This window comes from Maribellus sediminis (genome assembly GCF_011799805.1).
In the GTDB taxonomy this organism is placed as follows: domain Bacteria; phylum Bacteroidota; class Bacteroidia; order Bacteroidales; family Prolixibacteraceae; genus Draconibacterium; species Draconibacterium sediminis_A.
The window spans coordinates 109,757-132,813 of record NZ_WXUB01000004.1 but is presented as its reverse complement, the minus strand read 5'-3'; the positions used below and the strand labels follow the sequence as shown (position 1 = coordinate 132,813).

The 23,057-nt window shown below is 43.7% G+C and carries 23 protein-coding genes; 4 read left to right on the top strand and 19 right to left on the bottom strand.

The genetic code is table 11. The annotated features are described in order from the left end of the window. Nucleotides 1–8: 8 nt before the first annotated feature. From HFD85_RS15575 to HFD85_RS15515, 13 genes are all read right to left on the bottom strand, one after another. On the bottom strand, nucleotides 9–794 hold the full coding sequence (locus HFD85_RS15575; protein ID WP_167611874.1) for a thiamine pyrophosphate-dependent enzyme: 786 nt from the start codon (nucleotides 792–794) through the stop codon (nucleotides 9–11). Nucleotides 795–804: 10 nt separating this feature from the next. Continuing rightward, nucleotides 805–1,926 (bottom strand): 3-methyl-2-oxobutanoate dehydrogenase subunit VorB, encoded by a 1,122-nt coding sequence (locus HFD85_RS15570; protein WP_167611871.1) that lies wholly within the window; start codon nucleotides 1,924–1,926, stop codon nucleotides 805–807. A gap of 185 nt (nucleotides 1,927–2,111) precedes the next feature. Next, a complete protein-coding gene (locus HFD85_RS15565; RefSeq protein ID WP_167611868.1) occupies nucleotides 2,112–2,339 on the bottom strand; it encodes a 4Fe-4S binding protein in 228 nt (75 codons plus the stop codon). An 826-nt stretch (nucleotides 2,340–3,165) separates the two neighbouring features. After that, nucleotides 3,166–3,732 (bottom strand): Crp/Fnr family transcriptional regulator, encoded by a 567-nt coding sequence (locus HFD85_RS15560; RefSeq protein ID WP_167611865.1) that lies wholly within the window; start codon nucleotides 3,730–3,732, stop codon nucleotides 3,166–3,168. Nucleotides 3,733–3,785: 53 nt separating this feature from the next. Further along, nucleotides 3,786–5,102 (bottom strand): aminotransferase class I/II-fold pyridoxal phosphate-dependent enzyme, encoded by a 1,317-nt coding sequence (locus tag HFD85_RS15555; RefSeq protein ID WP_167611863.1) that lies wholly within the window; start codon nucleotides 5,100–5,102, stop codon nucleotides 3,786–3,788. 125 nt (nucleotides 5,103–5,227) lie between these two features. After that, a complete protein-coding gene (locus HFD85_RS15550; protein ID WP_167611860.1) occupies nucleotides 5,228–5,752 on the bottom strand; it encodes a flavodoxin in 525 nt (174 codons plus the stop codon). Nucleotides 5,753–5,767: 15 nt separating this feature from the next. Further along, entirely contained in the window at nucleotides 5,768–6,601 is an 834-nt protein-coding gene (locus HFD85_RS15545) for a prephenate dehydratase (RefSeq protein WP_167611857.1), read from the bottom strand. Between the two features lie 91 nt (nucleotides 6,602–6,692). Next, on the bottom strand, nucleotides 6,693–7,121 hold the full coding sequence (locus HFD85_RS15540) for a hypothetical protein (RefSeq protein WP_167611854.1): 429 nt from the start codon (nucleotides 7,119–7,121) through the stop codon (nucleotides 6,693–6,695). Between the two features lie 5 nt (nucleotides 7,122–7,126). Further along, entirely contained in the window at nucleotides 7,127–8,425 is a 1,299-nt protein-coding gene (locus HFD85_RS15535; RefSeq protein WP_167611851.1) for a phenylacetate--CoA ligase family protein, read from the bottom strand. Nucleotides 8,426–8,662: 237 nt separating this feature from the next. Then, nucleotides 8,663–9,094: an acetolactate synthase gene (locus HFD85_RS15530; RefSeq protein WP_167611849.1), complete on the bottom strand. Its 432-nt coding sequence runs from the start codon at nucleotides 9,092–9,094 to the stop codon at nucleotides 8,663–8,665. 17 nt (nucleotides 9,095–9,111) lie between these two features. Continuing rightward, a complete protein-coding gene (locus HFD85_RS15525) occupies nucleotides 9,112–10,344 on the bottom strand; it encodes a hypothetical protein (protein ID WP_167611846.1) in 1,233 nt (410 codons plus the stop codon). Between the two features lie 182 nt (nucleotides 10,345–10,526). Further along, nucleotides 10,527–11,108: an indolepyruvate oxidoreductase subunit beta gene (locus HFD85_RS15520; protein WP_167611843.1), complete on the bottom strand. Its 582-nt coding sequence runs from the start codon at nucleotides 11,106–11,108 to the stop codon at nucleotides 10,527–10,529. Then, the gene (locus HFD85_RS15515; protein ID WP_167611840.1) at nucleotides 11,105–12,733 is read right to left on the bottom strand and encodes a thiamine pyrophosphate-dependent enzyme; all 1,629 of its coding nucleotides are present in this window, start codon (nucleotides 12,731–12,733) and stop codon (nucleotides 11,105–11,107) included. Before HFD85_RS15515 ends, HFD85_RS15520 begins: the two co-directional genes overlap by 4 nt. A 193-nt stretch (nucleotides 12,734–12,926) precedes the next feature. Between HFD85_RS15515 and nrfH the strand changes: the two genes are divergently transcribed. From nrfH to HFD85_RS15495, 4 genes are read left to right on the top strand one after another with little or no spacing between them, the layout of a single operon-like run. Further along, nucleotides 12,927–13,502 carry a cytochrome c nitrite reductase small subunit gene (nrfH, locus tag HFD85_RS15510; RefSeq protein WP_167611837.1) on the top strand — a complete coding sequence of 192 codons (576 nt, stop codon included), beginning with the start codon at nucleotides 12,927–12,929 and terminating at the stop codon, nucleotides 13,500–13,502. A 10-nt stretch (nucleotides 13,503–13,512) separates the two neighbouring features. Then, nucleotides 13,513–15,036 (top strand): ammonia-forming cytochrome c nitrite reductase, encoded by a 1,524-nt coding sequence (gene nrfA, locus HFD85_RS15505; protein ID WP_167611835.1) that lies wholly within the window; start codon nucleotides 13,513–13,515, stop codon nucleotides 15,034–15,036. Nucleotides 15,037–15,056: 20 nt separating this feature from the next. Continuing rightward, nucleotides 15,057–16,274, top strand: coding sequence for an alginate export family protein (locus tag HFD85_RS15500; protein ID WP_167611834.1), 1,218 nt, complete (start codon nucleotides 15,057–15,059; stop codon nucleotides 16,272–16,274). A 41-nt stretch (nucleotides 16,275–16,315) separates the two neighbouring features. After that, a complete protein-coding gene (locus tag HFD85_RS15495) occupies nucleotides 16,316–17,833 on the top strand; it encodes a PepSY-associated TM helix domain-containing protein (protein ID WP_167611832.1) in 1,518 nt (505 codons plus the stop codon). A gap of 148 nt (nucleotides 17,834–17,981) precedes the next feature. On the opposite strand, the gene HFD85_RS15490 is transcribed toward HFD85_RS15495, so the two are convergent. The 6 genes from HFD85_RS15490 to HFD85_RS15465 form a co-directional block, all read right to left on the bottom strand. After that, on the bottom strand, nucleotides 17,982–19,328 hold the full coding sequence (locus HFD85_RS15490) for an outer membrane protein assembly factor BamB family protein (RefSeq protein ID WP_167611829.1): 1,347 nt from the start codon (nucleotides 19,326–19,328) through the stop codon (nucleotides 17,982–17,984). 112 nt (nucleotides 19,329–19,440) lie between these two features. Next, entirely contained in the window at nucleotides 19,441–20,181 is a 741-nt protein-coding gene (locus HFD85_RS15485) for a class I SAM-dependent methyltransferase (RefSeq protein WP_167611826.1), read from the bottom strand. A gap of 11 nt (nucleotides 20,182–20,192) precedes the next feature. Beyond that, complete coding sequence (gene trxA / locus HFD85_RS15480) at nucleotides 20,193–20,498, bottom strand: thioredoxin (RefSeq protein WP_206081993.1); 306 nt, start codon at nucleotides 20,496–20,498, stop codon at nucleotides 20,193–20,195. Continuing rightward, nucleotides 20,482–20,718 (bottom strand): DUF6132 family protein, encoded by a 237-nt coding sequence (locus HFD85_RS15475; protein WP_167611823.1) that lies wholly within the window; start codon nucleotides 20,716–20,718, stop codon nucleotides 20,482–20,484. Before HFD85_RS15475 ends, trxA begins: the two co-directional genes overlap by 17 nt. A gap of 116 nt (nucleotides 20,719–20,834) precedes the next feature. After that, nucleotides 20,835–21,551: a phosphoadenylyl-sulfate reductase gene (locus HFD85_RS15470; RefSeq protein WP_338087641.1), complete on the bottom strand. Its 717-nt coding sequence runs from the start codon at nucleotides 21,549–21,551 to the stop codon at nucleotides 20,835–20,837. Nucleotides 21,552–21,865: 314 nt separating this feature from the next. Continuing rightward, nucleotides 21,866–23,056 carry a class I SAM-dependent rRNA methyltransferase gene (locus HFD85_RS15465; protein ID WP_206081992.1) on the bottom strand — a complete coding sequence of 397 codons (1,191 nt, stop codon included), beginning with the start codon at nucleotides 23,054–23,056 and terminating at the stop codon, nucleotides 21,866–21,868. Nucleotide 23,057 lies beyond the last annotated feature (1 nt).

Below are 23,057 nucleotides of genomic sequence, written 5' to 3'. Positions count from 1 at the left end.
CCAAAATTTTAATTATCAGAATGTTCACCTTTCACACTGTCTTTCAGATCGCCAAGCGGATAATACGGGATCATGTTCTCTTCCATCCACTTGTTGGCATCTACCGGAGTCATTTTCCAGCCCGAGTTACATGTTGAAACCACCTCAACGAATGAAGTTCCCTTTTTATCCAGCACATTCTGAATGGCCTTTTTTATCGATCGTTTACATTTACGAACCGATGCCGGAGTATGCACGGCCTGGCGTGTAACATACGATGTTCCGGGCAATTGAGCGATCAGGTTGGTGATCTTCATCGGGTAACCGTTCAAATCGACATTACGTCCGTAAGGAGTAGTTGCGGTTACCATCCCTTCTAAAGTTGTTGGCGCCATTTGTCCGCCGGTCATTCCGTAAATTCCGTTGTTAATGAATATCACCAGAATGTTTTCGCCTCGGTTACAGGCATGCATAATTTCTGCCGAACCGATGGAGGCTAAATCGCCATCTCCCTGGTAAGTAAACACAAAATTTTCGGGGTTCAGTCTGGCGATTCCGGTAGCTACCGCCGGTGCTCTTCCGTGCGCGGCTTCCTGCCAGTCGATATCGATGTAATTGTAGGCAAAAACAGCACACCCCACCGGAGCCACGCCAACAGTTTTTTCCTGAATGCCCATTTCATCGATCAGCTCAGCCAAAATTTTGTGCACCACGCCGTGCGAGCATCCCGGACAATAGTGCATGACATCGTCGTTCAGCACTTCCGATTTCCCGTAAACGAGGTTTTCGGGTTTTAATATTTCCTGTAGATTCATTTTTCCCGGTTTAATAGCTTCTTTTAACTCCATAACTTAACTCCCATGAAAATTTTTCTTCCAGTGCTTCAACTACCTCGGTTGGTGTAGGGATAATACCTCCCATTCTTCCGAAGTGATCGACACGTGCATTACTTCCGGCTTCGTAAACCGCCAGTTTTATATCTTCAACCATTTGTCCCGCGCTCATCTCAACCGATAAAAATCCCTTGGTTTTACGCGCAAGTTCCTTAATCGCTTTATTCGGAAACGGGAACAAGGTAATCGGACGCAAAAGACCAACTTTTAATCCTTTAGCTCGTGCTACTTCAACTGCTTTCAGGCATACACGCGATGAAGTTCCGAATGCCACGATCACAAAATCGGCATCGTCGCACTGAATGGCTTCGTAGCGAACATCTTCCTCCTCCATTTTCCGGTATTTTTCCTGGAAACGAAGGTTGTTCTGTTCCATTTTCGCCGAATCCATTTCGAGCGAGGTAACTATATTCTTTTTACGTGAAGCCGTTTTCCCGGTTGTTGCCCAGTCGCCGTTCTTCTCCAATACTTCTTCTTTAGTCCAGCGGGGTTTGTAATCGGCCAGTTCAACCTTTTCCATCATCTGGCCAATGGCGCCGTCGGCTAAAATCATCGCCGGATTGCGGTATTTAAACGCCAGTTCGAAACCAAGATCAACAAAGTCGTTCATTTCCTGAACTGATGAAGGTGCCAGAACGATCATTTTATAATCGCCGTGACCGCCACCTTTTACCGCCTGGAAATAATCGGCCTGCGATGGCTGAATGGTTCCAAGTCCCGGTCCGCCACGTTGTACGTTTACAATAAGGCAAGGCAGTTCGGCACCGGCAATGTACGAGATCCCTTCTGCCATCAGGCTGATTCCCGGGCTCGATGAAGAGGTCATTACTTTTTTACCGGTAGCAGCTGCTCCGTACACCATATTTATTGATGCCACTTCGCTTTCAGCCTGCAAAACCACCATTCCGGTGCTGTTCCAGGGCTGGCGTGCCATCAGTGTTTCCATCACTTCCGACTGAGGTGTTATGGGATAGCCAAAATAGCCGTCGCATCCGCAGCGGATTGCAGCCTCGGCCAACACCTCGTTTCCTTTCATTAATTTTACTTCTCCCATATCTTGTTACTTGATATTTGATTCTTGATACTTGATCCTCGATTCTGGATACTGGTTTCTGGATACTTGATTCTTGATACTTGATTCTTGATACTTGATTCTTGATACTTGATTCTTGATAGTCGATTCCTGATCATTGAAATTCGATCCAGTATCAAGCATCTAAGATCTAGCATCTTTTAAATTTAGCTTGCCTTTACCCGATAAACAGTGATACAGGTATCGGGGCACACCACGCCACAATTGGAACACCCGATACAGGCATCCGGATCTTTCATGTACGAATAGTGATAACCTTTGCTGTTTACTTCCATATGCAGCGCCAAAACATCCTGCGGACAAGCTTCCACACAGAGGCTGCATCCTTTACAAGCTTCTTTGTCAACGACTACTGCTCCAATTACTCTTGCCATATGCTTAATATTTCTTTCAAATTTAGCAAACTGAGAATAGCAAAAAACCCATAAAAATCAGGTTCCTGGCCTTTTAAAACAGGCACTTTAAAATCTTAACACACAACGGATTTTTACTTTCAGATTCCAATTTTATCACAAGGTTTGTTGTTGAGTTCTCAGCTCTGTTCACAAAACTATTTTATACAACATGAAAAGTGTGCAACTAATGTTGCTTTATCGGGAGAAGAATGGATTGAAGGACGGAAGGAATGAGGGAAGATTGGAAGGATGGAGAGAAGATTGATGGAGATTGATGGAAGAAATGTAAAACTGTTAAATTGTAAAATTGTAGAACTGACGGATTGTAAAATTGCGAAACTGGGAAATTGGATATCGTGATGAAAAAAATCAATATCCAATAATGAACAATCAATCGTCAACCATTAAACAAGCTCGCGGCTCGCGGCTCATAGCTCACAGCTACAATTGAGATTGGTGGAAGTAATGAAAAACTGTAAAATTGTAAAATTGTAGAGCTGCCGGATTGTAAAATTGCTGAACTGCCGGATTGAATATCGTGATGCAAATAATCAATATCCAATAATGAATAATCAATTGTCAACCTCTAAACAAGCTCGTAGCTCAAGGCTCGAAGCTCACAGCTACAATTGAGATTGATTGAAGAAATGTAAAACTGTTAAATTGTAAAATTGTAGAACTGTCAAATTGTAAAATTGCTGAACTGTCAAATTGAATATCGTGATGTAAATAATCAATATTCAGTAATGAACAATCAATTGTCGATCACTAAACAAGCTCGCGGCTCTTGGCTCGAAGCTCACAGCTACAATTTATAAAGTATACGGGTTAAGATGTTTCGGTGGATGCCTAAGTAAGATGCGATATGCTGCCGTTGAAGTTTCTGCGCCAGATCGGGATAGTCGCCAAAAAACTTGCGGATTCGCTGTTCGGCATTCAACGACTGAAAAGAGTGGATTCTGTCCATGGACTGAATGTAACTTTCTTCGGCCAGGATGCGCACTGTGCGTTCAAATTTATGGTTGTTGTCGAGCAGATCTTTAAATTCTTCCTTTTCAATAATGATCAAATGTGAATCTTCGTAAGCGCGAATAGCTTCAGTGGAGTCTTTCCCAAGCACAAAGCCGCGATGGTTACTTACTATAAAATTATTGGGCGGGAAGAAAAAACGCGATACCCATTCAGTTCCGCTATCCGATAAATAAGAAGCGTATAACAGGCCATCCAGGAGTATGCCGATTTTACGGTTTTTTTCACCGTAATTGATAAATAATTCTCCTTTGGGCAGAATAACAGGTTCGTTTTTCAGGTCGAAGGTGTTTATCAGCTCAAGGGTATGCTCAAATCTGGAAATGATTTTGTTCTTATCCATCTTTATTTTTTATAGCTAAGCTGCCTTCAATCAGCAATGGCAAATTAAATTAGTTATCCTTTTGAAAAATGTTCGTTAAACAAACGGAGCCGCTCGCTCAATGCCGGAAACTGATCCTTTTTCACAAACGAAACACAAGCCCTTATTCCCTCTTCTTCGCTGCCCGTATTGTCGAGTGCAATGGCACTAACACCGAAATAAAGTAAATTGGCAACCAGTTCATTTCCCGTCATTCCCGGATAACCTATGGTAAAATAAAATCCGTCGGCAATGGGGACATCCAGGTCTTTCTGATAAACCAGTTTAAATCCGTTTTCAAGAAAAAGTGCTTTCATTTCGTGGGCGCGTTCGCCATATTCTTTCACGCCTTCAACAAAATTGTAGGCTCCTTCGTTTACCGCTTTCAGCATACCGGCAAGTGCATATTGTGCTGAATGGCTGGTTCCCGAAGACAGCGAATACAGCAGTCGCAGTGTAATGGTAGCTCCGAAAGTGGTGCCTTTAAAACGCTCCTGCAAATCGGGATAATCGCGGCTGTATAAAGCATCGGAAATGGCCATCAGGCCGATGCGCTGACCCGCATAGGAAAATATTTTCGAACTGGAAATAAACAGGATGTAGTTATCGGTATAATTGGCAACGCTGGATTGATAAGGCGGCTCTCCGGGTTTCGACAGGTCCTGACGGAAATCCATTCCAAAGTAAGCCAGGTCTTCCATCACGATCACGTCGTATTTGGTAGCCAGTTCGCCAATGATCTTCAGCTCCTCATCGTTAAAACAAATCCAGGCGGGATTATTCGGATTGGAATAAACAACTGAATGAATATTTCCTTTCATCAGGTAGGCTTCCAGCTTTTCCCTTAGCTTTTCTCCGCGGTAATTGAAAACATCAAAGGTCTCAAACTTCTGCCCAAGCACCATCATCTGCTGTTTCTGCACCGGAAATCCGGGATCGATAAACAACAAGGTATCCTTTTTCCTATCGACATGGCCGGCTGCCATAAATGCAGCATAAGTTCCCTGCATTGAACCTGTTGTAGGAATACAACCAGCCGGAGACAAATCGATATTCAAAAAGTTCTTAATGAATTTGGAAGCTTCCACTTTCAGCGGTTTAATTCCATCCACCATCGGATAAATGGCAGCCACTCCCCTGTCGAGAGCAGCTTTTTCGGCGGCAACGCCAACCTGTGCAGGCGGCAAACCGGGTACGCCCATTTCCATACGGATGTATTTGAAATCGCTGGCTTCCTCTACCAAATTTACAAGGGCTACAATTTCACGAATCGAAGCTTTTCCAACATCTGGAATACGCAGCTTCTTTATGTTTTCATCGACAAGTGACTTGTCTAGCGGAGAATTACTCATAAGAAATCCCAAAAGTTAAAAGGTAAAAGTACAAAGGCAAAAGTTGAAGGTGTACTCCAAATAAGGGATTAAAGCATTCTAGCATTAAAGCATTTTCGCCTTATTTGCTTCAGTCCTTCAATCTTTTAAAACCCAAAATCTTCGCGGATAAGTTCGATCCAGGCTGCAACGCGTTCATCGGTCAGTTCAGGTTCGAAATCTTCATCCAGCGGCAGACCAATAAATTTACCATCGATCACCGCTTCCGATTCATCGTACTCGTAACCTTCGGTATCTACCGGTCCAACGAGCTCGGCGCCGTGTTCCATGAGTTCGCGTCCGAGCAAACCAATGTGGTCAACAAAACCGTGAGCATACGTAACATGATCGCCTAAACCAAACAGCGCAACTACTTTGTTACTATAGTCAACTTTACCAATCTCGGGTAGGAATTTCCCCCAATCGTTTGACGAGTAAGTGGAATCCCAGGTATCTTTTCCAACGGTTGAAAGGCCGAATATTATTTTGTCGTATTTCTCGATGTCGGCTGCCGAAGCATTTTTAACCGCAACCATATCCACTTTATCTTCACCGATGGCATCTTTTATTTTATCGGCAACGCGGTTTACTGCACCGCCAACAGGACCGTAAAAAATTGCTATTTTGCTCATAATTATAATTTTAGTCTATTGGTAATCTAGTTCTGCTCGTTTGTATTCGCCCAAAATCGACAAGCTCGACGCGTTTTTCAGCACCTGGTGAATCGCCTTGTCGTAATTTTCAGGTTTATCCCATTCAATGTCAACATGAATGGTATATTCGTTGGGTTTACCAATAATTGGAATCGATTGTATTTTATTCAGGTTGATTTTGTTTTCTGCAAAAATATTCAGAACCCTGGCAAGCGCCCCGTAAAAATGGCCTACCTCAAAACAGATGGAAGCCTTATTCGCCATTTCGGTCGGATTGCCGTGTTTCGACAGTATTAAAAATCGTGTGTAGTTCTTTTTATTGGATTCAATACCTTTGTCAATCACCTGTAAACCATATAGTTCCGACGACCGCAGGTTACTGATAGCTGCCGCATATGTAATTTTCCCGTCGCTGATAAGTTTAGCAACTTTGGCATTGTCACCCAGTTCTTTTCGTTCAGCTTTTGGAAAATATTTTTCGAGATATTCGTGACACTGCATAAACGAAACCGGGTGAGAATAAATCTCTTTGATTTCTTTTCGTTTCACTCCCGGTAACACCATCAAATTCATTTGAATATGAACATAAATCTCACCAATAATTCGAAGGTGATAGTCGCGAATCAGCGAATAATTTTGTAACAGGCTTCCGGCTATCGAATTTTCTATGGCCATCACTGCAATATCGACTTTGTCGCTGTCGATTAATTCGCAAACTTGCTTGAACGAGCGACATTCCACAACTTCTATTTCCTCATCGCCAAAATACTTCCTGGCTGCATCTTCGTGAAATGATCCTGCTATCCCTTGTATCGCTATCCGTTTCATTCAATAATTTTAAAGAAACCCAAAGATACAAATTATGCTTATTGTAAACGGGTTTTGTTTTTTATTACCTGTAAATTTAAAATTATACCAATTACAGGCGATAAAGTTCGTCGGCTTTTACCAACTCTGTACTGTGTTTCTGCAACATTTCAACACAATATTCCACCCGGGTCGGACGAATTACAATGACGGCTCCTTCATTATCCATAGAAAACGCATACATATATTCAATAAATATTTCCTCTTCCTGAAGAATGCCAAGCAATTTCGACAGGCTGCCTGCTTTGTTCGGCGTTTTGGCCAGAATCACATCGGTGGTCTTCACCGAAAAATCATTTTCTTTTAATACTGAACAAGCCTTTTCAGGATCGGAAACGATCATTCTTAGTATTCCGAAATCGGAAGTGTCGGCGATTGTGAAAGCTGAAATGTTCACTTCAGCATTGCTCAGAATTTTAGTGACTTCGTTTAATCTTCCCGATTTATTTTCGAGAAAAACTGAAACCTGTTTGATTATCATGGCGTTCAGATTTTACGGTTATCAATTACTCGTTTTGCTTTTCCGGCGGTGCGCTCGATGGTTTTTGGCTCAACCAGTTTTACATCGCAGGAAATGCCAAGGGTACTTTGAATATTATTCCTGATCTTTTTGCGCAGTGCCTCCAGTTCCTTTATCTCGTCGGAGAAGAATTGTTCCTGAACTTCCACCATCAGTTTCAGCACGTCCAGTGTTCCTTCGCGTTCAACAATCAGCAAATAATGCGGCTCTGTTTCGCTCATTTCGAGCAGCACACTCTCAATCTGCGACGGGAACACATTTACCCCGCGGATGATGAGCATATCGTCGCTGCGACCCATGCATTTTTCCATGCGAACCAGCGTACGGCCACATTCGCATTTGTCATAATTCAAACGGGTAAGGTCGCGCGTACGGTAGCGAATAATAGGGATTCCTTCCTTGGTAATGGTAGAAAACACCAACTCTCCCACTTCACCGGGAGCAACCGGCTCCAGCGTTTTAGGGTCGATAATTTCGGGTACAAAGTGGTCTTCGTTCACATGCATTCCTACCTGATGCTCGCATTCACATGAAACACCTGGACCCACCACTTCACTTAAACCATAAATATCGATGGCTTTTATACTGAGTTGGGCTTCAATTTCTTTGCGCATGTTTTCGCTCCATGGCTCTGCACCAAAAATTCCAACGCGTAATTTTAACGATTTCGGATCGACTCCCATTTCGCGCATGGCTTCCGCGAGGTACAATGCATACGAAGGGGTACATGCAATAACCGATGAGCCAAAATCCTGCATCAACTGAATTTGCTTTTGCGTATTTCCTCCGGAAATAGGAATAACTGTTGCCCCCAAATTTTCGGTGCCGTAGTGCAAACCCAAACCGCCGGTAAACAGGCCGTAACCATAGGCCACCTGCACAATATCGTTTTGGTGAACTCCGGCCATACACAGCGCGCGAGTCACATTCTCCGACCACATGTTCAGGTCGTTGCGCGTGTAACCCACAACGGTTGGTTTTCCTGTGGTTCCGGAACTGGCATGCAGGCGCACAATCTCACTCATCGGGACCGTGAACATCCCAAAGGGATAGTTATCGCGCAAATCGGTTTTCTCGGTAAAAGGCAGATTCGAAATGTCTTCAATACTTTTAATATCGCCGGGTACCAGGCCTTTGGCCTGCATTTTTGCCCGGTATCCGGGCGTGTTGTGATACACCCGTTGCACGGTTCGAATCAGTCGTTCGGATTGAATGGACATCATCTCGTCGCGCGATGCACATTCAATGGTTTCGTTCCAAATCATTTAAAGGTCCTCTGCTTTATAATTACTATATTTTTATGATTGTCTGTCAAAGTTAAAGATTGCTTCGCAGTGCTCACAATGACTGAAATTTTAAGAAATTTGGCAGGATTGGTTGGCGGCGCTGCCGCCAACCAATCCTGCCAAATAGGGAACTATCTAATATATGGTCATTGCGAACGAAGTGAAGCAATCTTTTTGTTCATATTTTCTCCCAAGACAGCAATGTACTTATTTCGATTATTTTCCGTAAACGATCTTATCGTCCAGGATACTAACATGGTTGATTTCCAGTCGACGTTTGGCTTCCAGCACATCCGGAACCTCTATCAACAATATGGCAAGCTTTGATTCGGCAATCAGGCGCGTATACGCATTTTCCACATGGATCCCCGATCGCGATATTTTCACCAGCAATTCATCCAGGCCTCCTGTTTCATCTTTCATCTCCAGTGCGATCAGTTCCTGCAAAGTTGCAGCATGTCCTTTATCAGTGAGCACCTGGTATGCTTTTTCGGGCTGATCGACCAGAATATTCAGAATCCCCCAACCGTGGTTCATGCCCGTAAGCGTAAGCGACCTGATGTTGATGGAAGAAGCTTTTAACAAGGCCGTAATTTTCTCAAAGTGTGCGATCTTATTTTCGAGGAAAACGGAAAGCTCGTATGCCATATCTGTAGTTTTATTGGTTAAAAGTTATAAGCAATGGAAATCATGTTTCTGAAATTGCTCACGTTATCGGTGTTAATCACTTTTGCTTTGTCAGTAAAATCATTGTCACCATAAGCAGCAGTTGTCAGACTCATTTCCCATCCAAACATAAAATTTTTATACGTGTAAATCAACTGCGGAGCTACACGATAAATCATATCAATATCGGGAGAAAAACCATAAAGCGGTCCAATCGCATCGTCCGAGGTTCCGAAATTTTTGAGATAACCTGCAAAAATGCCCACTTTCCAGTCGCTGCCATAGGTTAAGTTTACCCAGTTATACATGTGATTAAACGGCGTATAGGTTTCGGCTCCTGTAGCTTCTTCATGCGTTTTTACCGCATAACCACTGGGCAACAAACTTTCACATACATTCTGTCCGTACATCGATTTGGCTTTAAACTGAAATTTATCTTTTGTGTATTTCAGGTAAGCGATAAGTGCATAAGTACCCAGTTTCTCGCTGGTTTTGAACGTACCTGTAGTCCCTTCGGTATAGGTTCTGGGCTGAATCATTTTCCAGTCGAAAGCTGCGCCAAGCACCCAATTCGCAGTGTAATACTGCAATTGGGCATGCAGGTTCGGAACTACTGCATTTCGCTGGTATTCATACGATTTACCATTCGGCCCCGAATTGGCGTATTTAAACTGGTAAACAGCAGCAGCCATAAAATCGAGATTGTCGGAAAGTTGATGCGTAACCCGTAACTGGGGACTACGGTTAAATACCTGAAATGGCAAACCGGTGTTTTCGTGTAAAGTTGAAGGATACACCTTTTCGATAAACGTGGGGTGCCAGGTTCGCCCAAACAGCAGCTTGGTTTTTTCCCATTCGAACAAGGTGTAGGCATGCCTGAAACGCAGACTGTTGGTGTAACTACCACCAGTAAAGTCCACTTCAACATACGCACTTACTTTGGCATTGATCATTTCGAGACCGGAAAATCGGGTACCGAAACGGGTAAATGTGTTCAGAAAATGGGCACTGGGATGCGCATAAATATCTTCCCCATTGCTGTCGTAAAAGGGTTTTTTGGGGAAAATCTCGAGCAGGTGATCACATGCATCCACATTTTCGTGGGTGTCAAAAATAAAATCGTTGCGAACAAAGCCTGAAATTTCAAGCTTCATTCCTTTTTTGGTTAGAAAATCCTGAGAATTAGCTCCAAAAGCAGAGCATATCAAAAGAATTAGCAAAAACTTCTTCATCACAATTTTTTTGGTTTTTTTTAACGGTAAACGAAAAGTTGAAAAGTTGATTTTACAAATACCGAAACTAAGTTATCTATTTTATTACGAAACGATTAGAAGAACAATAAGCTTCACAACACAGAATGCTTATTTAAATTTATTTTAAACAAACACTCAAATCAGGAAACGACAAACTGCAATTACCGGTTATCTAAAGCGAATTGCAATCCGGCTCTGAAGGCTTTTATGTTAAGGTCTACTACCGCTTCTCCTTTTTTCGCAAAAATGCGGGAAATGCCAGCCTCAATTTTATCAGCATGAATATGTACAAAAGGAGCTGCAGCACCCAGCATCACCATGTTTGAGGCACGTTTATTTCCGATTTCGCCGGCTATTTCATCAGCATCAATAGCCACATGCTGTGCCTGCTTTGTTATTTCTGCTAGAACAGCTTCGAGTTCCGGATAATTAGGAATATTCAAAACCGGTGTTGTATTGGTTACCACATAACCTGTTGGCGACAAATACGGTAAATAACGCAAGGCCTCCATCGGTTCAACCGACAGGATAAGGTCTGCCGAACCTAATGGGATCAGATCAGAAGCAATGGCTTTATCCGAAATGCGCAGGTGAGACACCACCGCACCTCCCCGCTGACTCATGCCGTGAGTTTCGGCCTGTTTTAAAAATAAGTTTTCGTGTAATGCCGCATCGCCTAAAATCGATGCGATGGACAAAATTCCCTGTCCGCCAACTCCGGCTAATATGATGTCTGTCTTCATTGTGCCATTTTTTTTGGGTTTTCCTTCATTTTCTTTTCCTTACGCAATCTGCGGGCTGCTGCCTGAATGCATTCTCTTCGGAATACAATCACCGACACGCCTTCGTAAGCAATCTCCTCCTCAAAAGTTTTTACCATCATATCGTGGTACTTTTTCATGGGAATCAGCGTGCGAATATGCTCGGGAAGAACGCCAACACCTGCGCAGATCGCTTCAATTTTTCCCAGCGCCGAAGATTCCTGTCCTCCGGTCATCGAAACCGATTCATTATCGGAAATAACAACCACTATGTTCGAGTTATCATTAACGGCATCCAGCAAACCGGTGATTCCTGAATGCGTAAATGTTGAGTCGCCGATCACAGCCAGCGAAGGAATCAGTCCGGCATCGGCAGCGCCTTTGGCCATGGTTACCGAAGCCCCCATGTCAACGCAGGAATAAATGCTTTTGTAAGGCGGTAACGCACCCAGCGTATAACAACCGATATCGGAAAACACCCTGCCTTTCGAGTATTTGTCGACGGCCTCGTTAAGCGCTTTGTACATATCCTGATGGCCACATCCCTGGCACAAAGCCGGCGGACGATTCACCACTAGATCAGGAACCGATGGTCCCTGTTTTTCCTCGTGTCCCAGGGCCAGTGCAACAAGATCGGCATTCAGTTCGCCTGAACGTGGCAATGCGCCGCTTAACCTGCCACTCACCTTTATTTTTTTCGAAAAAATACCTTTTACCAGTTCTTCAACCACCGGGTAACCTTCTTCCATTACCAGTACTTCTTCGCAGTGTTTTTGCATTTCGAGAACCAGCGCATTCGAAACCGGGTATTGCGATAATTTCAAAACAGTGTACGGACAACTTTCATCCGGGAAATTCTCAATCAAATAATTGAAAGCAATTCCACAGGCAATAATCCCAAGACTTTTATCCGATCCAATGTTAAGTTTGTTGTAGTTCGATTCTTCAGCGGCTTTTTCAAATTCACCTTGTTTGCTGAGCAGACTTTGGTAGCGTTTGCGAGCACTCGATGGCAATAAAATAAACTGACTTGGATCGGCAGGTAACACCAACTGATTTTGAGGCTGTTCTTCACTGCGAACAACACCTGAACGCGAATGTGCCAGACGCGTTGTGATGCGCACCATAACCGGCACACCCAAATCTTCGGATAGTTGAAAACCGTGGTAAACCATGTCGTAAGCTTCCTGCTGGTTCGAAGGTTCAAGAACTGGTATCATCGCAAACTTTCCGTAGTACCTCGAATCCTGCTCATTCTGCGACGAATGCATCGAGGGATCGTCGGCAACGGTAACTACTAAACCTCCGTTGATTCCGGTGATGGCCGAATTCATAAAAGCATCGGCAGCCACGTTTAAACCCACGTGTTTCATGCACACCATCGATCGTTTTCCGGCATACGACATGCCGAGCGCCGCTTCGTATGCCGTTTTTTCGTTGGCCGACCATTTGCTACGGATCCCTTTTTCCGTCGCCTTATCGCTATTTTGAATAAACTCTGTTATTTCGGTTGAAGGAGTTCCGGGATAGGCGTAAACACCTGAAATGCCACCATCGATGGCAGCCTGCCCAATAGCCTCCACTCCCAGGAATAGGTTTTGCTTCATTTTGGTTGAATTTTTTGGTAGCAACAAAATTAATCAAACGAAAGCTTCCTGTTCCTTATAATTGTCATGTCGCATAATGTTTTAAAATACTAACACGATAATTAACACAAACACCTCAGATTGTAACATCTGTTACAAAATATGATTAGTAAACAAAAGATATTTACTACGAATTTATTAATCGACCTTAAAGATGCTACAACGACTACTTCCGCCTAAAAAATGGCAGCTTCCTGTAATATTTATCTTAAGCATATTCGCAGGCCTGGTATTGTTTCTGCTTTATGTTTCGAAAGCACATTCTTATCTTTCAGACAACCCGGCGACCTGCACCAACTGCCACATTATGGCTCCACAATACGCTACATGGCAGCACAGCTCGCACCGCGAAGTTGCACATTGCAACGATTGCCATGTTCCGCATAATAACGTATTCAACAAATATTATTTTAAGGCGAAAGACGGTTTGCGTCACGCCACCATTTTTACCCTGCGGAAAGAACCCCAGGTAATTTACATTCACGAAGAAGGTGCGGAAGTAGTACAGAATAATTGCATTCGTTGTCATCAAAAACTGCTTGAAGATCCCAAGTTGATTGGAAATTTAGAAGCACACAAAGCACATCGCGAAGACCGACGTTGCGTGGAATGCCACCGCGAAGTTCCTCACGGTCGCGTAAACAGCATTTCGAGTGTTCCCAATGCACAAGTTCCGCTACCCGAGAGTCCGGTTCCGAATTGGATAAAAAAATATGTAAACAATAATTAATTCGAATATCATGAGCGCAAAACAAAAACTAACCGAAAAACGCCCCTGGCTGGCATGGACACTGTTTCTTACAACCGTTGTTGTTGTTTTCTTGCTGGGCTTGCTGGCTTCATCTATTGTTGAACGAAGAACGGAAGCAGCCTATGTGAATGTTCCGAAAGCTGAAATCGGAAAATTTGAACCTCGTAATGAAGTGTGGGGACAGAATTATCCACGCGAATTTCAATCGTATTACGGAACTGCTGACACCAGCTACAGAAGTAAATACAACGGTAATGCCATGATTGATATGCTGGAAGTTGATCCGCGACTGGTTGTCCTTTGGGCAGGTTACGGTTTCTCGAAAGATTACAACCAGGGCCGTGGACACTACTATTCGATCACTGATGTACAAAATACTTTGAGGACCGGAGCACCTAAAAAACCCAGTGAAGGACCGATGCCGGCAACCTGCATGACCTGTAAAAGCCCCGATGTTCCGAGACTGATGAACGAACGCGGCGTAGCCCAGTTTTATACCGGAAGTTGGGCAGGATTAGGAGCAGATGTAGTAAACCCAATCGGATGCGCCGATTGCCACGACAATGAAACCATGAACCTTACAATTACCCGTCCGGCATTGGTGGAAGCATTTGAACGAATGGGGAAAGACATTACAAAAGCCAGCCACCAGGAAATGCGTAGCCTGGTTTGCGCACAATGTCATGTGGAATACTATTTCGACAAGAAAAAAGTGGAAGGTGCCCAATACCTTACTTTCCCTTGGGACAATGGTTTTAGCGTTGAAGCCATGGAAGAATACTACGACAATATTGAATTCAGCGACTGGACTCACGGCCTGAGCAAAGCGCCAATGCTAAAAGCGCAGCACCCCGGTTACGAGATTTTTTCAACAGGAATTCATGCACAACGCGGGGTTTCTTGTGCCGATTGCCACATGACTTATAAAAGCGAAGGCGGACAGAAATTTACCGATCATCACATGCAATCGCCACTGAACAACATTGCGAATTCGTGCCAGGTTTGCCACCGCGAAGAAGCCGGCACTCTACTTGCCAATGTTTACGAACGTCAGGATAAAATTATTGAGAGCAGGGATAAACTGGAAGAATTGTTGGTTCGCGCACATGTTGAAGCGAAAAAAGCATGGGATCTGGGTGCAAATGACGCGCAAATGCAGGAAATATTGATGGGTATACGGCATGCACAATGGCGCTGGGATTATGCAGCCGCCAGTCATGGCGGATCTTTCCATTCACCAATTGAAGTTGGCCGTGTTATTTCAACAGGTATTACCATCGCACAGGACACCCGCATAGAACTGGCGCGTTTACTGGCTGACCTTGGTTTCAACAAAGAAATTCCGTATCCTGATATTGCAACAAAAGCCAAAGCCCAGGAATTTATAGGGCTCGATATGAAGAAACTTAATGAGGATAAAAAGGATTTCCTGAAAACCATTGTTCCCCAATGGATGAAAGATGCAGCAGAACGCGAAAAAACATACGATGCGGTTGTTCAGTTAAACGAATAAGACCTACAAAAATACTTGCAATGAATAGTTACAAATCAGCCATTCTTCTGGCAACTATCATGTTAATATCCTTCTCCGGAAAAGCTCAGTTTTCATTAACAGGCGAATACAGGCCACGTACCGAGTTAAGCAAAGGATACAAATCACTGGCTACCCAAGATCAGAATGCGTCGTTGATTACCTCACAGCGTACGCGTTTAAATGCGATGTTTAAAAACGAATTTATTGCAACCGCTCTGGTTTTGCAAGATGTTCGCCAGTGGGGAAGCCAGCCGCAACTGGTTGGTAACGAAGATTACGGAATTTCCGTTCATGAGGCGTGGGCCGAAGTTTTCTTCAACCCGAAATTCGCGTTAAAAGCAGGCAGGCAGGAAGTGGTTTACGACGATCACCGCATTTTTGGAAATGTGGGCTGGGCCCAACAGGCCCGCTCGCACGACATGGCCATTTTTAAATACGAAGATGCGGTAAAATTGCATTTTGGAATCGCGCATCACGAAAACAGCGATATCACCGACAACATTTATAACGGACCGGATGCCTATAAAGACCTTCAGTTTCTGTGGTTTAATAAACCGTGGGAGAACAGTTCGTTAAGTTTGCTGATCCTGAATAACGGAGTACCGTACATGGACAACGAAGAACAAAAAAACCGCTACAGTCAGACAATTGGTGGAAGATTCACCACCAATGTAGATGACCTAAAACTGGCGTCGAACCTGTACACACAAACCGGGAAACACGTTTCAGGAAAAAAAATAAGTGCGCTCAATTTTCTAATCGAAGGGGCTTTTAAAAACTTTGTTTTAGGCTACGAATTCCTTTCGGGAACGGCTTACAACGAAACCGACAAATACAAATCGTTCACTCCGCTGTACGGAACCAACCACAAATTCAATGGTTTTATGGATTACTTCTATGTAGGAAATCACATCGGTTCGGTGGGTTTGAACGACGTTTATTTGAAATACCACTTCACAAAAGATCAGTGGACATTTGATGCACACCTCCACTATTTTGGTGCTGCAGCCGAAATAGCAGCCGATGCATCCAACTACCTGGGCACCGAACTCGACCTGGCAGCTAAGTGGACCGTTAATCCGTTTACCTCGTTATCGCTGGGCTATTCAACCCTGTTTGCCGGCGATTCCATGGAGATTTTAAAAGGTGGCGACAGTTCCACCGGCCAGCACTGGGCTTACCTGATGTTATCAGTAAATCCTTCGTTTATTAAATAGAACATTTAACCATAATACCTTAATTCAATCTTCGCTTTCCGATGAGAAAAACGAAATGGATCCGATTTTTCAAAAAATTACATAAATGGCCGGCAATAATCATTGCATTTATTGCCGTTTTGTTTGCGGCTTCGGGTATTGTAATGAACCACCGCGGTGTTTTTTCGGGAGTTGCTATTTCGCGAAATTTACTGCCTGCAAATTACACCTATACCAACTGGGACCAGGCTGCAGTGCGCGGTTCCCTGCCACTGAATGGAGACATGCTCATCTACGGAAACATCGGGATATGGAAGTGTGACGAAGATTTTCAAAACTTCAGGGACTTTAACCAGGGATTTCCAAAGGGAATCGATAACCGTAAAATTTATGCCTTACAGGAATTCCGGAATCAACTTTTTGCAGGCACACACCTCGGATTGTACAAACGGTTCACTACAGCCGGAACATGGGAAAAAGTTCAGTTGCCGGCGAAAAACGACAGGATTGCGGATATTGGTTTGAAAAACGACACACTGTTGATTTTAACCCGCGATTACCTGTTTACAAGCGCTGATGGCGAAATGTTCAACAAAATACAACTACCGGAGCCGGTGAATTACGATCGAAAAGCAGGATTGTTCGATACATTCTGGCAACTGCACAGCGGCGAACTTTTTGGCCTTACCGGAAAACTGATTGTCGATCTGCTGGGCATCGTCACCATTATTCTTTCGGTTACCGGATTGCTGCACTTTTTCTTTCCGAAAATCATTAAAAGGCGCAAGAAAAAAGAAAAACAGGTACAGTCGATGGTTGCTATTAAGAAAACCAACCTGCACTGGCACAATGTAGTGGGTTATATTTTTGCTCTGTTTTTGCTGATCAACACATTTGCCGGCATACACCTGCGGCCTCCGCTGTTAATTGCCATTGCCAGTAAACAAGTCGGGATCATTCCCGGCACTCACCTCGACAGTCCGAATCCCTGGCTCGATAAACTGCGGCGCGTATTGTGGGACGAAACCAACCAACGCTATATTTTCTCTACTGCCGAAGGTTTTTATTTTGCCGATGAAGCACTGAAAGCACAGTTGATTCCTGCAGCCTACCAACCGCCGGTAAGTGTGATGGGCTGCAACGTACTTGAGCAACTAACCGCAACTAAACTGCTGGTTGGATCGTTTAGCGGCATGTTTGTGTGGGATATGTACTCGGGCGAAGTACGCGACTATTTCAGCGGGCTACCTTATCAGGCGCCACAGGGAATGAGCCGTCCAATCGGCAATCAAATGGTAGCCGGAATGATCGTTGCCAAAGACAAGGCGTGGTGGTTCGATTACAATATGGGGGCTCAAGGGATGTCATCCCTCAAGTTTCCTGAAATGCCTGGGGAAATCAGATTCGCTTCACCAATGTCGCTTTGGAATGTTTCGCAGGAAATACACACCGGACGAATCTTTGAAAATATACTTGGTCCGTTTTACATTCTCTTTGTTCCGCTGGCCGGAATATGTTTATTGATTGTACTCATTAGCGGTGTACTTATCTGGTGGTGGGTGTACCGCAAAAAAGGGTGAAGCGGTTTGAAACCGCTTCAATCTTCGGCGCTTACACCTCCACAAAAAAGGATGTCATCCGTCAGTTGACGGATGACATCCTTCTGCTCAACGATCGACGTAATTCGATCACAGAAATTACACCTAAATATTTCGGGAGAAGGTTCCCTTATTTCTTCCCAACCGCAATCACAGATTTCTGAGCACGGAAATAAATCACGTTTTCAGAAATAGCGGGCGAGGCCATTAAAATGTCGTTCATGTTATTATGTGCAGCCACTTTATATTCCGGACCGGCCTGCACCACAAAAACATCACCCTGCTCGGCACAAAAGTAGACCAGATCGCCGGCAGCAACTCCCGAAGCTGAAAATCCGCCCACCGATCCCAGGCTTTCTTTATACATCAATTCGCCGGTGGTTGCCTTAAAAACCGACAAGGAACCATTTCCCTGCAGGTTGTACAGATAATCGCGGTAAATCAACGGCGATTGCATATAAGCGCCTCCGCGTTTAACGCTCCAAACAATGTAATCGTTCGACAATTCATCCTCGCCTAAAGTGATGTCTCCGGTTGCATCGGGTTTTACCGCATAAATCGGCGAATACCGGCCATGGGCATTATTTATGAATATGAGATCGTTAGCAATTACCGGCGTTGGCGTTGGAATATCGCCGCCGCCACTCATTCGCCAGATAGGTTTCCCGGTTTCAAAATCATATCCTCCCATATGTTTCCAGCCATTCACCACAATTTGAGTTTTACCGTCTTTCTCAAATACTGTCGGCGTACTCCATGTTGATTCATCGTCGCGGGCAACCTGCCAGACAAAATCTCCTGTTTCCACATCGTAGCAAGCTATAAATCCATCTCCCAAAAAATCGCATTGCAAAACAACTTTGCCTTTGTGAATGATTGGAGAACTTGAAAAGCCCCACTCCAGTTCGGGTGCGTTGTACGGACCGGCATTCATTTTGCCAAACTTTTTGCTCCATAATAAATCGCCATCCAGGTTATAACAGTACAATCCATTCGAGCCAAAAAATGCCAGCACATGCTTTCCGTCGGTTGCGGGAGTTGGATCGGCCTGTGAAGCCTTGGTGTGCCGTTTTACCACCGGAACACCTTTATGACACAAGCGTTCCCAAAGAATTTTACCGTTGTTTTTATCCAGACAATACAGTTTGAATTCGTGTTCCGAAGTATCTTCAACCGCATCGCCGTCACCATACAAACCAACTTTCAGGTAGTCTTCACCCGATCCGCTTATGGCGGTTGTTATAAACATCTTATCGCCCCAGATTACCGGACAGGAATGCCCCAGACCGGGGATCGGAGTTTGCCATAAGATGTTCTCGCCTGTTTCCAGGTTCCAGTCTTTCACGGTTTGAACATTATCAATAAATCCGCGAGCAAACGGGCCACGAAACGAGGGCCACTGTTGCATATAATTTGTCTGGGCTGTTACGTTCAGAATTAAACATAACAAAATTGAAAATAGTAGAAATTTGGTCATTGATCCGGTTTTCTCGCTAAAATAGCATTTTTTACCGCAATGGATTACAAATTCCAGGACTGCCAAACGTTTTAAATGAAATTGTTAGTTTGAGAATTTTCCTTTGACGCTTCTATTTCCGGCAACTAACAACCAGTGGTAAATGATTTCCTCCAAACGGGTCGGAATTAAAATTGGAATACAACTCAACCGATTTGAATCCTTCCGTAATGAGTAAATGCACAAGCTCTTTACTTTTTAAAGCAAACAAAGTAGTGGTATTAGAAATCAACTTGTTTTCATGCTTGATGAGCAGGTCGGTTTTAAAGTTTATCAGTCGACTTTCGGGTAAGAATTCGTACTTACGAACAAACTTAATGGCGTCGGTTTCAATAAGGGGAAGTTCGGTAATATTTTCAGCAAGAATATGATCGTAGTTCAGAATCTGCAACAAAAAATGTCCACCTTCTTTAAGTAGGTTGTATACGGAAAAGATCATTTTACGCATTTGCGTCAGGGCTTGCAGATGAACCATCGTATTCCCAAAACACAAAATACTATCGAACTGCCCGACTCGAAAATCATTTTCAAGTTCGAGCATATCGCCTGACTGAAATTTTAGGTTAGGTTGCGGAATGTTCTCTTTTGCCTGAGCCAGCAAATCTTCATTCAAATCGATGCCGGTAACTTCGGCGCCTTCTGCTGCCAGTTGAAAGGTTAATTGTCCGGTAGCACAACCAATATCCAAAATCTGTTTCCCGGGAAGTGATCCCAGTTTATTCGCCACAAAGAATAACTGTTTGGGATTATAAGGAAAAATATCGGAATAATGTGTCGAAATGGAGGTATAGAATATGTTCTGCTTATCAGCCAAACTATTGTTTTTTAATTTTCTATTTCCTGTTGAACGATGAGTTTAATTTCGTTTGCTGAGTGCACACCTGCTCCGCTCCATTTTGCTTCGCCGTTTTTAAACAACATTATGGTTGGCACACTTCTTATCTGGTATTTTGTAACAATATTCGGGTTCCGGTCAACATCAACTTTTATGATTCGCAACTGTTCGCGAAACTCTTCCTTAACTTCTTTTAAAATGGGAGGTACCTGTTTACACGGCACACACCATTCGGCATAAAAATCGACTAAAACCGGACGACTTGAATTAATAATATTTTTAAACTTCCCTATCATTATTCGTTTCTTTTTTCTTCTTCACCTTCAGAAGTAGGTCGTTAAGAAAATCTCCTGCCAGGTAACCAACTGCAGCGCCCCATAATGTGCTCCAGTACCAAACCGATTTTATGGCACAGGTTCCGCTGGTACAGCCCACAAACCGCCAATATAAAAATCCACCAATAGCTCCTAAAACCAGAAAGATAATCTGTAAACGCTTCTTTTTTAATGCTTCCATTCTATAACTGTTAATAATCAAACAATAGTCGGAGTTTTTGGTTCCCAACTACCAATAGATAATTCATATCACCAATAGACTTTGCTGAAAGGAGGTTGAAATATTTTGAGTCCGGCTTATTTTTTCACTTCGTGCAGGCCACATTCTTTGCCCGTACCTTGTTCCCACCACCAGCGTCCGGCACGGAAATCTTCGCCCGGCTGAATGGCACGTGTACAAGGCTGGCAGCCAATGCTTACAAAACCTTTATCGTGTAGAACATTGTAAGGTATTCGCTTTTCTTTGATGTAGGCGATGGTTTCGTCGAGACTCCAGCCTTTAAGCGGATTAAACTTTACGATGTTGTTGCCCTCATCCACTTCAAATTCCTTCATGTCGCTGCGGTTATCCGACTGTGCAGCACGAAGGCCGGTTATCCAGATATCGTTGCCGGCAAGCGCCCGTTTTAAGGGAATTACTTTACGGATAAAACAGCACTCTTTACGGTTTTCAAGCGATTCATAAAAGCTGAAAGGTCCTTTCTTCGTGACCATCTCTTCTACTTTATCAGCCGGCGGAAAATAAACCTGAATTTCTTTTTTGTAGCGCTCCACTGTACTGCGGAATACCTTGTACGTTTCAGGAAAAAGACGCCCGGTATCCAGCGTGATCACTTTAATATCAATGTCATTGTCGAAGATCAGATCTGTGATCGCCTGGTCTTCGTAACCAAAGCTGGTTGTAAAAACCACTTTCCCGGGGTGCTGTTCCGCAAGGAATTTCAGTTTCTCAACTATTGATTGTTTTTCAAGTTGGGTGTTATATTGATCGGCTGTCTTTTGCAGTTCCATAATCCTGTAGTTATTTATTGCTTCTTAAAACTTGTATTCCTTTTTAACAGGTTAATTATAGTGATTTATTGTGACTTCTTGCGATTGATTGTAATTTCTAATTTTAGCGATGATCTGCGAGCCGCGAGCTTGTTTGGTAGTCGGAAATTGAATATTCAAAATTGGATAATGATCATTAACGCCATGATATTCAATTTAACAGTTCAGCAATTTTTCAATTTTTCAATTTCACAATTAATCTCCATCAATCTTCTTTCAATCTCCCATCAATCCTTCAGTCCTTCAATCCTTCAATCCTTCAATCCTTCGTCCATCAACTACTCCACATACAAAACCAAACCCTTCAAATACTCTCCTTCCGGATGGTAAATATTTACCGGGTGGTCGGCGGGCTGAGTAAGCTGATGCAGGATGCGAACTTTTCTTCCGGCAATGGCTGCGGCAGTAAACACGGCCTCGCGGAATTTATCTTTGGTTACCACCTGCGAACACGAGAAAGTGAATACCACACCACCGCTTCTGATCTGTTCAAAAGCGCGTGTATTTATGCGTTTGTAGCCTTTTAAAGCCTGATCGAGCGCCCTGCGGTGCTTGGCAAATGCAGGAGGATCGAGAATGATCAGATCATATTTATCCTGAATGTTTTTTAGATATTCAAAACCATCGGCAGCAAAAGCTTCGTGACGTTTGTCGCCGGGAAAATTCAGTTCCACATTTTCGCGGGTCAGTTCAATGGCTTTTTCCGAAGCATCTACTGAATGCACCAGTTTTGCCCCACCCTGCATGGCATAAAACGAAAATCCACCGGTGTAACAAAACATGTTTAACACTTCGCGACCTTTGGAATAGGTTTCTACCAGTTTTCGGTTTTCGCGCTGATCGACAAAAAAACCTGTCTTCTGGCCATCTTCCCAGTCGACCTTAAATTTCAGGCCGTATTCTTTTACCTCTGTTTCTGAATCATTACCAAAGAGGTAACCGTCCGCCGATTCGATATTCGCCTTAAAGGGCAGAGTTTTATCGCTTTTGTAATAAACTGCTTTTAGTTTTTCGGCCAACACCTCGCGTAATGCGTTTACCACATGTTCGCGGGTAAAGTGCATACCCACCGAGTGCGCCTGCATTACAGCTGTTCCATTGTAGAAATCAACGATCAAACCGGGCATGTTGTCACCTTCGCCATGTACCAGGCGAAAAACATTGGTTTCATCGCTTTCAGCCAGCCCCAGCATTTTACGCAGGTTCCAGGCACTTTCGATTTTCTCTTTCCAAAACTCGTAATTCACCTCTAAATCGAGGAAAGAAACGATACGCACCGCGATTGATCCGATTTGGTAGTGACCAATTCCGAGAAACTCATTTTTATTCGAGAATACTTTTACGAGCTCACCTTCTGCGGGCTCCCCGCTCATTTCGCGGATAGCACCTGAAAATACCCAGGGATGAAAACGCTTCAGCGATTGTTCCTTTCCCGATTTCAGAACAACTTGAACCAGATTGGCTGACATA

What these genes read in the sequence shown, in the direction of transcription:
- HFD85_RS15575 (WP_167611874.1), bottom strand. Translation starts at nt 794, where the DNA reads ATGAATCTACAGGAAATATTAAAACCCGAAAACCTCGTTTACGGGAAA.
- HFD85_RS15570 (WP_167611871.1), bottom strand. Translation starts at nt 1,926, where the DNA reads ATGGGAGAAGTAAAATTAATGAAAGGAAACGAGGTGTTGGCCGAGGCT.
- HFD85_RS15565 (WP_167611868.1), bottom strand. Translation starts at nt 2,339, where the DNA reads ATGGCAAGAGTAATTGGAGCAGTAGTCGTTGACAAAGAAGCTTGTAAA.
- HFD85_RS15560 (WP_167611865.1), bottom strand. Translation starts at nt 3,732, where the DNA reads ATGGATAAGAACAAAATCATTTCCAGATTTGAGCATACCCTTGAGCTG.
- HFD85_RS15555 (WP_167611863.1), bottom strand. Translation starts at nt 5,102, where the DNA reads ATGAGTAATTCTCCGCTAGACAAGTCACTTGTCGATGAAAACATAAAG.
- HFD85_RS15550 (WP_167611860.1), bottom strand. Translation starts at nt 5,752, where the DNA reads ATGAGCAAAATAGCAATTTTTTACGGTCCTGTTGGCGGTGCAGTAAAC.
- HFD85_RS15545 (WP_167611857.1), bottom strand. Translation starts at nt 6,601, where the DNA reads ATGAAACGGATAGCGATACAAGGGATAGCAGGATCATTTCACGAAGAT.
- HFD85_RS15540 (WP_167611854.1), bottom strand. Translation starts at nt 7,121, where the DNA reads ATGATAATCAAACAGGTTTCAGTTTTTCTCGAAAATAAATCGGGAAGA.
- HFD85_RS15535 (WP_167611851.1), bottom strand. Translation starts at nt 8,425, where the DNA reads ATGATTTGGAACGAAACCATTGAATGTGCATCGCGCGACGAGATGATG.
- HFD85_RS15530 (WP_167611849.1), bottom strand. Translation starts at nt 9,094, where the DNA reads ATGGCATACGAGCTTTCCGTTTTCCTCGAAAATAAGATCGCACACTTT.
- HFD85_RS15525 (WP_167611846.1), bottom strand. Translation starts at nt 10,344, where the DNA reads ATGAAGAAGTTTTTGCTAATTCTTTTGATATGCTCTGCTTTTGGAGCT.
- HFD85_RS15520 (WP_167611843.1), bottom strand. Translation starts at nt 11,108, where the DNA reads ATGAAGACAGACATCATATTAGCCGGAGTTGGCGGACAGGGAATTTTG.
- HFD85_RS15515 (WP_167611840.1), bottom strand. Translation starts at nt 12,733, where the DNA reads ATGAAGCAAAACCTATTCCTGGGAGTGGAGGCTATTGGGCAGGCTGCC.
- nrfH (WP_167611837.1), top strand. Translation starts at nt 12,927, where the DNA reads ATGCTACAACGACTACTTCCGCCTAAAAAATGGCAGCTTCCTGTAATA.
- nrfA (WP_167611835.1), top strand. Translation starts at nt 13,513, where the DNA reads ATGAGCGCAAAACAAAAACTAACCGAAAAACGCCCCTGGCTGGCATGG.
- HFD85_RS15500 (WP_167611834.1), top strand. Translation starts at nt 15,057, where the DNA reads ATGAATAGTTACAAATCAGCCATTCTTCTGGCAACTATCATGTTAATA.
- HFD85_RS15495 (WP_167611832.1), top strand. Translation starts at nt 16,316, where the DNA reads ATGAGAAAAACGAAATGGATCCGATTTTTCAAAAAATTACATAAATGG.
- HFD85_RS15490 (WP_167611829.1), bottom strand. Translation starts at nt 19,328, where the DNA reads ATGACCAAATTTCTACTATTTTCAATTTTGTTATGTTTAATTCTGAAC.
- trxA (WP_206081993.1), bottom strand. Translation starts at nt 20,498, where the DNA reads ATGATAGGGAAGTTTAAAAATATTATTAATTCAAGTCGTCCGGTTTTA.
- HFD85_RS15475 (WP_167611823.1), bottom strand. Translation starts at nt 20,718, where the DNA reads ATGGAAGCATTAAAAAAGAAGCGTTTACAGATTATCTTTCTGGTTTTA.
- HFD85_RS15465 (WP_206081992.1), bottom strand. Translation starts at nt 23,056, where the DNA reads ATGTCAGCCAATCTGGTTCAAGTTGTTCTGAAATCGGGAAAGGAACAA.